Genomic DNA, 12,035 nt, shown 5'->3' on the forward strand with positions numbered 1-12,035 from the left:
TTATGAAAGCATTTCAAAAAATATATACAAAGATTACCCAGATTACAAAAGCTACCTGTTCGTTGAAAGCAACAGGAGTAGGGTATGATGAGTTGGCTTCCGTAGACGGTAAGTTGGCCCAGGTGGTAAAGATTATCGGTGATGAGGTTACGTTGCAGGTATTCTCCGGTACGGAAGGTATCCGTACGAATGCCGAAGTAGTGTTTATGGGCAAAGCGCCTTCTTTGAAAGTGGGCGACCAGCTTGCCGGACGTTTCTTCAATGCCTATGGCGAACCAATCGATGGCGGGCCTATACCGGAAGGTAAAGAGGTGGAAATCGGAGGCCCTTCTGTGAATCCGGTACGCCGCCAGCAGCCTTCGGAACTGATTGCTACTGGTATTGCAGGTATCGACTTGAACAATACCTTGGTAACAGGACAGAAGATTCCGTTCTTCGCAGACCCTGACCAGCCGTTCAACCAGGTAATGGCAATGGTGGCACTGCGTGCCCAGTCCGATAAGATTATCCTGGGTGGTATGGGGATGACAAACGACGACTACCTGTTCTTCAAGAATACATTTAGCAATGCAGGGGCTTTGGACCGTATTGTCAGCTTTATCAATACAACGGAAGATCCGTCTGTAGAGCGTATCCTTATCCCGGATATGGCGCTGTGTGCTGCCGAGTATTTTGCTGTGCAGAAGAATGAAAAAGTGTTGGTATTGCTTACCGACATGACCAACTATGCGGATGCTTTGGCTATTGTATCCAACCGTATGGACCAGATTCCTTCCAAGGACTCAATGCCGGGTTCATTGTATTCGGACCTTGCCAAGATTTATGAAAAGGCCGTACAGTTCCCCGATGGCGGTTCTATTACGATTATTGCCGTGACCACTCTTTCCGGTGGCGATATTACCCATGCCGTACCCGATAATACCGGTTATATTACCGAAGGCCAGTTATACTTGCGTAAGGATAGCGACGTAGGTAAGGTTATTGTAGACCCGTTCCGTAGTTTGTCCCGTTTGAAACAGTTGGTAACAGGTAAGAAAACGCGCGAAGACCACCCGCAGGTGATGAATGCTGCCGTACGTCTGTATGCCGATGCTGCCAATGCAAAGACAAAGATGGAGAATGGTTTCGACCTGACCGACTACGACAACCGTACACTTGCCTTTGCAAAGGATTATTCCGAAAAGCTGCTGGCTATCGACGTCAACCTGAATACGACAGAAATGCTCGATGTGGCCTGGGATTTGTTCGGCGAATACTTCAAGCCTGCCGAAGTAAACATCAAGCAGGCATTGGTAGACAAATACTGGAAGAAGTAAGGGCAACATCAGGTTGCTTCAACGAAAAATATAAAATATGGCAATAAAGTTTCAATATAATAAAACCTCCCTTCAGCAATTGGAAAAGCAACTGAAGATGCGTGAGCGTTCCCTGCCAACGATCAAGAGCAAGGAAAGCGCACTGCGTATCGAAGTAAAGCGCACCAAGGATGAAGTGACAAGATTGGAACTTCAGTTGGAACAGGAAATACAAAGCTATGAGAATATGGTAGCCTTGTGGAACGAGTTCAATCCTGAACTTATCCGGGTAAAAGACGTCTCGCTCTCTACAAAGAAGATTGCAGGCGTGATGGTACCGTTGCTGGATGAGATTCAGTTTGAGATTGGACGTTACAGCCTGTTCAATGCCCCGGCATGGTTTACCGATGGTATAGACTTGCTCAAGAAATTGGCACGTACCGGTATAGAAGCCGAGTTTTCGGGGATGAAACTGGAGTTATTGGAGCATGCGCGGAAGAAGACTACTCAGAAGGTCAACCTCTTTGAGAAAGTGCAGATACCGGGCTATAAAGATGCGATCCGTAAGGTGAAACGATTTATGGAAGACGAAGAAAGCCTGTCCAAATCGTCACAAAAGATCATGAGAGCTAATCAGGAAAAGCGTAAAGCAAAAGAAGAAGCAGAGGAGGCTGAAGTATGATAGTAAAGATGAGCAAATATGCCTTTATGGTATACCATAGGGAATATGATACGTTCTTGGATACACTTCGCAACCTGGGTGTCCTGCACGTAAAGGAAACCAATTCTATCCTCGACAATGCCGAGTTGCAGGCACTGATAGCCGAACGGAAGCAGGTGAATCAGGCTATACGTTTCTGTAAAGCCCTGAATTCGCAGAATAAGGGAGTTACACTTGCCCCGGCTCGCGAGCTTACTAAGAAAGACGGCTTGAAGTTAGTCCATAAGCTCGAAGATTTGCAGGAAAAGAAGTTACAATATCTCGCAGCTAAAGCTGCATTGGAGAAGGATATCTCCTATATGGAAATATGGGGCGATTTCAGTTATGCCAACTTCAACCGCCTGAAACGCGCCGGATATGACGTTACGTTCTTTTCTTGTCCGACATCCAAATATGAGCCGAAATGGGGAGAAGAGTATAATGCTTTTCTGGTGAACAACTACCAGTCGGTTACTTATTTTGTTACGGTAACGAAGGAAGGGACACCCATCGAAATAGATGCCGAACGGCCTAAGATGCCGGACCGCGGTTTGGCGAAGTTGCGTAAAGGATATGACTTGTTGCTGGAAAATATGAAGCAACTGGAAAACCGGTTGAAAGAATATGCTGCCTGCCAATACAACACATTAATTGAAGTGGAGAAGCATATCCAGAACGAATTTAACCTGTCCAATACCCTTGTTCAGACCGACCGCGAGGCGGGCGACAAGCTGATGCTTCTGGAAGGATTTGTTCCTACGGAAGAAGCTCCGGCTATGGAAGAAGCGCTTGAAAAAGACGGTTATTACTTCCAGCAGTTGGATATAGAAGAGGGAGATAAGGTACCCATTAAGTTGCGGAACAATAAATTCAGCAAGTTGTACGAACCGATTACAAAGATGTTCTCGCTTCCCAATTACAGCGAATTTGACCCGACTCCGTTCTTTGCTCCGTTCTTCATGCTGTTCTTCGGGCTTTGCTTCGGCGACGGTGGATACGGCTTGTTGGTGCTGATTGTTTGTACGATACTGAAGAAGAAGGTTAATCCGGACTTTAAACCCTATCTGACACTGTTCCAGTATTTGGGACTGGCAGCCGTGATAGTCGGTACTTGTACCGGTTCATTCTTCGGTATAGAACTTGCAAAAATTCCGGCATTGGCATCTGTGAAGGAATACTTTGTAAACAGCGACAACCTGATGACCTTCTCAATCATTATCGGATTGGTTCAAATCATATTCGGCAAAGCTGTTGCGGCATTGAAAATTATGTCACAGAAAGGGACCAAGTATGGTATAGCCCCGTTTGCCTGGGTATTTATCATTACAGCTTTATGCTGTGCTTTCGGCTTGCCGATGCTGAATGTCCATCTGCCGGAAATAGCAACGAATATCTTTATGGGTATAGCTGCCGTAGGCGTATTGGTGGCATTCCTGTATAACACGCCGGGCAAGAACATCTTCCTGAACTTCGGTACAGGATTATGGAATACCTACAATATGGCATCCGGCCTGTTGGGAGATACCTTATCTTACATCCGTTTGTTTGCAATCGGATTGACCGGTTCTATCCTGGGTGGTGTATTCAATTCGTTGGCAGTGGATATGACGGAAGGCATGAATGTGGTATTACGCGTGATTTGTATGCTGCTTATTTTGCTGGTAGGACATGCTATCAATATCGGATTGTGTACAATCAGTTCGCTGGTTCACCCGCTTCGTCTTATTTTTGTGGAATATTACAAGAATGCGGAATTTGAAGGTGGCGGTAAGGAATACCAACCGTTCCGGAAATTATAATCAAACAAGTAAATTAAATAATAACAAAAGAATAAATTAAAACAGTTTTTATTATGGAACCAATTTTATTAGCTTATCTGGGTATTGCAATAATGACAGGTTTAACCTTCATTGGCAGTAGTTATGGTGTAACAATCTGCGGTAACGCAGTAGTGGGAGCAATGAAGAAAAACCCGGATGCACTGGGTACTTATATTGCGTTGAGTGCATTGCCTTCTTCACAAGGTTTGTACGGTTTCGTTGGTTATTTTATGATGCAGAAATTCCTGGTGGAAGGTATTTCCATGTTGACTGCAACGGGTGTATTCGGAGCAGGATTGGTATTAGGATTTGCCGGTTTCTATTCATCTATCCGCCAGGCACAGGTTTGTGCTAACGGTATTGCCGGTGTAGGTGCAGGTCATAACGTATTCGGTGCAACTATGGTGATGGCCGTATTCCCCGAATTGTATGCTATCCTTGCATTGTTGGTGGTTATCCTGATTGGTGGTACACTGCCTGTAGCATAATATAAAATAAGAGAGTAAAGGAAAAGGCTGCTTCTTCGGAGGTGGCCTTTTTTTGTTTATTATCAAAATGTCATTTTGACATTTTGATAATAAACCTGTATGCTCCTTCTTTTGTATGGGTAGAGAGACGGCGCCTCTTTCAAATATGCCGCTCTCGCGAAGTTAAGGTTTGTCGATTTGTCATAAGAAATGACGAAGGGGTTACTAATTGAATGGAGTCCGGAAATTGATTTATTAGGCACGGATTTCGCGGATTACACGGATTAGTAAAATACGTCATATACTAATCCGTGTAATCCGCGAAATCCGTGCCTAAATATAATGTTATGTTTTATGAAAAATAACAATCAAATTGATATTCCTGTCAAGTCTGGTTTTATAACCATTCCAGAACCGCGTCGATACCCGATAACATCTGAAAACAAAGCATATATGCTTTAAAATCGAAACATATATGTTTTGAAGTCAAAACATACTGCTTTTATCCGCGCAGATAGTTGTTATTTACTCCGCATATAGTAGTCTTTTATGTGGAATATAGGTGGAAATTTATCTTGAATAATGGCATTTATGTGCCGGATAGTGGTAATATTGCCTGTTTTTGCAGGTAAAAACGCCTGAGAAAATGCTGGAATGCGATTTTTATTTATAGGGATAGTTAGCATAAAGAGTGATATTTGATAGTATTGTCGTTTTTTCTTCCAAAAAACTGTCATTTTTCTAAAAATGGTGATGCTGGTGGTTAAGGATAAAACCTTATTAATCGGTTGATTTTTGAAAAAACATTATCTATTTTTGTAAAAAATACCAAATTTCGTCAGATGAAAAAACATGTACTATTTATGATGCTGTGTGCCGGATTACTGCACGGCACAAGCGCCTACAGCCAGTCTTCGGAACGGCTGCCCGGTTATGTACAAGCAGAACGGTTTACAAAGGAAAAGCTGAATACAATGCTTTTTTCTACCACTGTAGACCCGCATTGGTTCCAGAATGGCAATAGCTTCTGGTACGAGTATAAAACAAGCAACGGCAACGCCTGGTATGTAGTCAATCCCTCGGCTAAGAGCAAACATCCCTTGTTCAATCTGGATGAAATTGCCTCCCAGCTTACAGAGATTGTGAAAGACCCGTTTACAGCCCAGCAACTTCCTATCCAGAAACTGGAGGCTCAGGCCGACGGACGTACTTTTACTTTCCAAATCACTTCCTCCCAAGACGCCAAGAAAGACAGTACAGACAAGAAAGATGACAAGAATAAAAAGGAAATTTTCTTTTTCTCTTATGATTATCCGACACGCAAATTGACCTGGTTGGAAGATAAGAAAAAAGAAACCGAATATCCGGATTGGGCTTCCTTCTCGCCGGACGGAAAAACGGTGGTTTATGCAAAAGACCTGAACCTTTACCGTATGTCGAGGGAAGATTATGAAAAGCTGAAGAAAGATGATAAAGACAGCACCGTAACCGATATCCAACTGACTACATTCGGTGTGAAGGATTTCGGCTTTGGACAACCTTACAGCCTGTTGAATACGGATACTTTATGCAACGGCAAGCGGAAAGCCGTGTGGGGGATTGTATGGTCGCCGGATTCCCGCCATTTTGCCGTAACAGTGGAAGACAGCCGCACTGTAAAAGACCTTTGGGTAATAAACTCGATGGCATCACCCCGTCCTACGTTGGAAACCTATAAATATCAGATGCCCGGCGAGAAAGAAGCTCCTGTAGAACATCTTTATCTGTTCGACATGAGCAATAATTCTTATAAGGAAATCCGCACGTCTGCATTTAAGGACCAAAGTTTAGGCCTGGTGCGTAAACCCCGTTTGCAGAAACAACGTGATATGAAAGAGCAGGCTAATTATTGGCTGGGTGATAACAAACGTTTCTTTCTTACCCGTTCAAGCCGCGACCTGCACCGTATCGACATCTGCTCGTATACTATCGGCGAGGACAGTATACGTCCGATGATTGAAGAGCGCATGAATACTTATCAGGAAATTCGTCCGCTGGCTGCCGTTAATGATGGGAAAGAGTTTGTCCATTGGAGCGAACGCGACGGTTGGGCGCACCTGTACCTGTATGATGATAAAGGCAATCTGAAGAACCGTATCACCTCCGGCCCCTGGCATGTAGACCAGATTGTAAAGGTGGATGATGCAAAGCGCGTGGTTTATTTCCTTGCCAATGGAAAAGAAAAAGATGAAAATCCTTATTATGAACACCTGTACCGTGTAAACCTGGATGGTTCCGGTTTGCAGTTGGTGACCGAAGGGGATTATTTCCATAACGTACGTATCGATGATAACGCACAGTATATCGTAAACAACTATTCACGTGTGAACACAATTCCTTGTACCGATTTGCTGGATAATACCGGACGCAAGATTATGAAACTGGAAGAGAGCGATTTCTCCCAATTGCTGGCAGCCGGATATAAATTCCCCGAACCGTTTAAGGTAAAGGCGGCTGATGGCGTTACCGACTTGTATGGCGTTATGTATAAGCCCTTCAATTTCGACTCGACGAAAGTATATCCGATTATCGATTATGTATATCCGGGCCCGCAGGTGGAAGCTACCGTTTACCCGTTCAGCCGTATGAGCGTGCGTACGGACCGTTTGGCTCAAGCCGGCTTTATTGTGGTTTCTGTTGGTAACCGCGGAGGACATCCGAGCCGTTCCAAATGGTATCATAACTATGGCTACGGTAATTTGCGCGATTATGGATTGGCAGACCAGAAAGCTGCTATCATCCAGCTTGCCGATAAGTACAAGTTCATTGATGTGAACCGTGTAGGTATCCACGGACATTCCGGTGGCGGCTTTATGTCTACTGCTGCTATCCTGCAATATCCGGATTTCTTTAAGGTAGCCGTATCTTGTGCAGGCAACCACGATAACCGCATCTACAACCGTTGGTGGAGTGAAACTCATCATGGGGTAAAAGAAGTGGTAACGGATAAGGGGGATACTACATTCGTTTACCAAATCAAGACAAACCCGGAGATTGCCAAGCAATTGAAAGGCCATTTGATGCTCGTACACGGTGATATCGACAACAATGTACATCCGGGAAACAGCCTTCGCGTAGTTGACGCCCTGATTCGTGCCAACAAACGTTTCGATATGTTGGTATTGCCGCAACAGCGTCATAGCTTTGGCGATATGGACGAATATTTCTATTGGCGTTTGGTCGATTATTTCTCCCAGCATTTATTGGGAAAACAGGAAACTTCTGTGAATATTCCCAATCGCTGAATGTAAAATAGAAGAAGAGACTTGGTAGGGGATGTGTTAAAAAGCTATTAGGGAACGCAGATTACGCAGAACACGCAGATTATTTATTGAAAAAATATGGTCTGCGTAAATCTGCGCTCTGTCTGCGTAGTCTGTGTTCCCTAATAGATGCTTTTGACACATCTCCTTTTTATTCGTATACCTTTATTTCTCTGTTTATAATAGATGGGAGGATTTATTCCCAATATTTTTGCAATTTCAATAAAAATCCATATGTTTGCTGTGTTCTACATATTCAAATAGAATGTGTTAGGCGTAATTCGATTAGATATGCTCGTTAAATCTTACAGACGGCTTTTCAACTGCCTGATGTTCTATTCCAGGTAGTTTTTCTTTTCTTCATTCTTGCTTTCCGGCAAGAGGTAAATCTTTATCGGCTATAAACAATATGAATCTGCGTTGCGGCAGTCGGTTGTTTGTATGCTTCATCTTCAAACTAAAATAAATACTTATACAATATGGATACAATCACAGCACAGCGTGCACCTCGCAGTGCATCGAATTTTGCCCCGGCAGTTGAGGCAAATGAATATGGAATGAACGAACGTATCAAACGTTTACGTAAACAAACATTTGAAGCCGAGCCGTCTCTGTCTATCGAACGGGCGTTGATAGAAACCCGCTTTTATAAAGAAAACTACGGTAAATATCCGATTCCGGTTCTTCGTGCAATGAACTTTCTGGAAATCTGTAAACAGAAAACTATTTATATCGGGGATGACGAGCTGATTGTGGGCGAACGTGGCCCTAAGCCGAAATGTGTGCCTACTTTTCCGGAGCTGACCTGCCACAGTGTGGAAGACTTGCATGTGCTGAATACCCGCGAACTGCAACGGTATACCATCAGCCAGGAAGATATAGATACCTACGAACGCGAAGTAATCCCTTATTGGGAGGGACGGACCCAGCGTGAACGCATCTTCAACCATGTCCCGAAAGAATGGAGGGAAGCCTATGAAGTAGGTATGTTTACCGAGTTTATGGAACAGCGTGCGCCCGGTCATACCGCTCTCGACGGAAAAGTGTACCAATACGGTTTGTTGGATTTGAAAGAACGTATCCAAGCTGGACTGGATAGTCTGGACTTTATGAATGATCCGGAGGCAACCGATAAACAGGAAGAACTGACTGCCATGTCTATCTCCTGTGATGCAGCTATTCTTTTTGCGGAACGTCATGCAGACTTGGCAGATGAAATGGCTATGACGGAAAAAGACCCGAAGCGTGCCGCAGAATTGCGTCGTATCGCTGAAGTTTGCCGCTGGGTTCCGGCCCATGCACCGCGTGATTACTGGGAAGCTATCCAAATGTATTGGTTTGTGCACCTCGGAACCATTACCGAGCTGAATGGCTGGGATGCTATGAATCCGGGGCATTTCGACCAACATTTGGCTCCTTTCTATGAAAAGGGGATAGCGGAGGGCAGTTTAACCCGTGAGCAGGCTAAAGAACTGATGTCTTGTTTCTTTATTAAAGTAAATAACCATACCGCACCTCCCAAGGTAGGCATTACGGCAAAGGAGAGCGGGACCTATAACGATTTTACCAACCTTAATATCGGAGGAGTAAAGGCGGATGGAAGCGATGGTGTGAGTGAAGTTTCTTACATAATGCTTGAGACTATCGAAGAACTGCATATCCTTCAACCGGGCAGTGCCATCCATATCAGTGCCCGTACTCCCGAACGCTTCCTTCGTGCAGGATGTAAAGTAATCCGTCAGGGACATGGTTATCCTTCCGTATTCAATCCGGATATTTATATCCAGGAGCTGATGAGGCAGGGCAAATCTTTGCAGGATGCCCGCGAAGGCGGTTGTAGCGGTTGTATCGAAGTAGGAGCATTTGGAAAAGAGGCGTATGTATTGACCGGCTACCTGAATGTGCCTAAGATACTGGAAGTGACATTAAATAATGGAATAGACCCGGTATCCGGCCGTAAGGTCGGTCTGGAAACGGGCGACCCGCGTAAGTTTACCACTTATGATGAACTGTATGCCGCTTTTATGGAACAGGTCCGCTACTTCGTGGACATGAAAGTACGGGTCAGCAATTATATCGACCGGATGTTTGCCAAATATGCCCCGGCAACATTCCTTTCCCTCTTTATTGATGATTGCATAGCTAAAGGACGTGATTATTATAATTGCGGTCCGCGTTATAATACAACTTATATCCAGTGTACCGGCTTGGGAACTATCACCGACAGTCTTTCCACTTTGAAGAAACATATATTCGAGGATAAGCGTTTCACGATGGATGAGATGCTGAAAGCAATGGCGGCTAATTTCTCGGGGGCAGAAGTGATGAGGCAGACTATCCTGAACCGTACGCCTTTCTTTGGCAATGATGATGCATATGCCGATGAAATAGCTGTCCGTGTATTTAATGATTTGTATGAAACTATCGAAGGCAAGCCGAATACAAAGGGCGAATGTTTCCATCTGAACATGTTGTCTACTACCTGCCATGTATATTTTGGCAAGGTAATGGGAGCAACTCCCAACGGCCGTCTGGCGGGTAAAGCAATCTCCGACGGAACATCTCCTTCTCATGGAGCGGATACGCACGGACCGTCTGCCGTAGTTAAATCCCTTGGTAAATTAGACCAGGTGAAGAGTGGAGGAACTTTGCTGAACCAGCGTTTCCTGCCCAGCCTGCTGAAACGGGAAGAAGATATTTCCAAGTTGTCATCCCTGATCCGTTCTTATTTTGCTCTGGGTGGCCATCATATCCAATTCAATATAGTGGATACGGAAACTCTCTATGCCGCCCAGAAATGCCCTGAAGACTATCGTGACCTGTTGGTACGTGTAGCCGGTTACAGCGATTACTTCAACGATATGAATGCAGACCTGCAAGCAGATGTGATTGCACGGACGGAACAGGAAGAGTTTTAATAGTTGACAGTTGACAAGTGACAGTTGACAGTTAAAAGAAAAAACAAATATTGTCTGTATTTTAATTGTCAACTGTCACATGTCAACTGTCACATGAAAAAAGTGGTTTATGTTAGTTTTCGATATTAAAAGATATGCCATCAACGACGGTCCCGGTATCCGTATTACCATTTTTATGAAAGGGTGCCCGCTGTCGTGTGTATGGTGCCATAATCCGGAAGGATTGTCTGTCGGGAAAGAAAAACTTTATACAAAGAAGAAATGTATAGGTTGCCGCACTTGTGTGGAGGCATGCCCTTCGCAAGCACTGGCATTGACAGCAGAAGGTATTGTAACGGATACAGGCCGCTGTACGCTTTGCGGAATGTGTGCGGAGGTGTGCCCTTCTTTGGCAATGGAGATTTCCGGTAGGGAATATTCCACAGCCGGATTGATGAAAGAGATAGAAAAGGAAACGCTTTTCATGGATCGTTCGGAAGGAGGCGTTACTTTCTGCGGAGGGGAACCGTTGATGCATCCGGCGGAATTATTGGAACTGCTGAAATGTTGTGGCAGGCAAGGTATCCACCGTGTAGTGGATACGACTTTGTTTGCCCGTCCGGAAGTAGTAAAAGAAGTCATGGCACATACCGAATTATTTCTGGTGGACCTGAAACATATGGATTCAGCCAAACATAAGCAGTATTGCGGAGTGCCGAACGAGTTGATTCTTTCCAATTTGAGAATGGTTGCCGAGGCAGGAAAAGAGTTTTATATCCGTATCCCATTGATAGATGGAGTGAATGCGGATGAAGAAAATATAACCCGTTCCGCTGAATTTTTATCATCCCTTCCCTGGAGCCGGAGAACCGTTAACCTGCTTTTGTACCACGATATAGGCAAAGGGAAACATGAAAAGCTGGGTACGGTTTATAATTCCGGCCATCTTGTAATGAAAACTCCGTCGGATGATACGGTGAAACGTTGTCAGGCCATTTTCGAACGCTTCGGCATACAGGTTATAATCGGCGGATAGAAAAAAGAAGTTCTGATTTTATTCCACCTGTATTTTTACTACTACTTTGCGGATATTACCTTGTCCGATACCAGGGGCGTGTCCGTCTTCCGGAAAATAAACAGCGAATTGTCCCGGATAGATTTTTGTGAAAGCAGTAGGGCGGTCTACATAGAAGGTAATGTCTTTCTCTTCATTGTAGGGAGCTTCTTCTTCCTGTAATTCGCAACCCGGTTTGAAACCTATTTTTTCAACGCCCAATAAAGGCATTTGTATGTCGATATATTTTTTGTGTGTTTCGATAGCTGCGTCTGTTTTGTCTTTACCGGTGAGGCTGGCTATGCTAACATAAAGGCGGGAACCGTCCAATTCATATTTGCCGTCTTCCATTGTAGAGAAATCTGTAGATTTTAGATAGTCGAATGCTTTTTTGAATAGAGGGTGCAGACATTCGATTTTGGTAGAATTGTTCAATGCGTCGAGTATCATACTTGTTGTTTTTGATGGTATTCATCCATTTGAATACGAAGCAAAGGTCG

The 12,035-nt window shown here is 44.3% G+C and carries 8 protein-coding genes; 7 read left to right on the top strand and 1 reads right to left on the bottom strand.

All coding sequences use genetic code 11. The annotated features are described in order from the left end of the window. Positions 1 to 2: 2 nt before the first annotated feature. From ACGE0T_RS06170 to ACGE0T_RS06200, 7 genes are all read left to right on the top strand, one after another. Positions 3 to 1,316 (top strand): V-type ATP synthase subunit B, encoded by a 1,314-nt coding sequence (locus ACGE0T_RS06170; RefSeq protein WP_459189656.1) that lies wholly within the window; start codon positions 3 to 5, stop codon positions 1,314 to 1,316. 37 nt (positions 1,317 to 1,353) lie between these two features. Continuing rightward, the gene (locus ACGE0T_RS06175; protein ID WP_459189657.1) at positions 1,354 to 1,977 is read left to right on the top strand and encodes a V-type ATP synthase subunit D; all 624 of its coding nucleotides are present in this window, start codon (positions 1,354 to 1,356) and stop codon (positions 1,975 to 1,977) included. Further along, the gene (locus tag ACGE0T_RS06180) at positions 1,974 to 3,794 is read left to right on the top strand and encodes a V-type ATP synthase subunit I (protein WP_459189658.1); all 1,821 of its coding nucleotides are present in this window, start codon (positions 1,974 to 1,976) and stop codon (positions 3,792 to 3,794) included. The genes ACGE0T_RS06175 and ACGE0T_RS06180 overlap by 4 nt, the downstream gene beginning before the upstream one ends. A 53-nt stretch (positions 3,795 to 3,847) precedes the next feature. Next, entirely contained in the window at positions 3,848 to 4,303 is a 456-nt protein-coding gene (locus ACGE0T_RS06185; RefSeq protein WP_459189659.1) for an ATPase, read from the top strand. An 821-nt stretch (positions 4,304 to 5,124) separates the two neighbouring features. Next, on the top strand, positions 5,125 to 7,566 hold the full coding sequence (locus ACGE0T_RS06190) for a S9 family peptidase (protein ID WP_459189660.1): 2,442 nt from the start codon (positions 5,125 to 5,127) through the stop codon (positions 7,564 to 7,566). A gap of 497 nt (positions 7,567 to 8,063) precedes the next feature. Beyond that, positions 8,064 to 10,502: a trans-4-hydroxy-L-proline dehydratase gene (gene hypD, locus ACGE0T_RS06195; RefSeq protein WP_459189661.1), complete on the top strand. Its 2,439-nt coding sequence runs from the start codon at positions 8,064 to 8,066 to the stop codon at positions 10,500 to 10,502. 109 nt (positions 10,503 to 10,611) lie between these two features. Continuing rightward, positions 10,612 to 11,517, top strand: a complete 906-nt coding sequence (locus tag ACGE0T_RS06200; RefSeq protein WP_459189662.1) for a glycyl-radical enzyme activating protein — start codon at positions 10,612 to 10,614, stop codon at positions 11,515 to 11,517. A gap of 18 nt (positions 11,518 to 11,535) precedes the next feature. Here ACGE0T_RS06200 and ACGE0T_RS06205 read toward each other — a convergent pair whose 3' ends face one another. Further along, on the bottom strand, positions 11,536 to 11,985 hold the full coding sequence (locus ACGE0T_RS06205) for a YhcH/YjgK/YiaL family protein (RefSeq protein ID WP_459189663.1): 450 nt from the start codon (positions 11,983 to 11,985) through the stop codon (positions 11,536 to 11,538). Between the last annotated feature and the right edge of the window lie 50 nt (positions 11,986 to 12,035).

It is taken from the genome of Parabacteroides sp. APC149_11_2_Y6 (assembly GCF_054506995.1).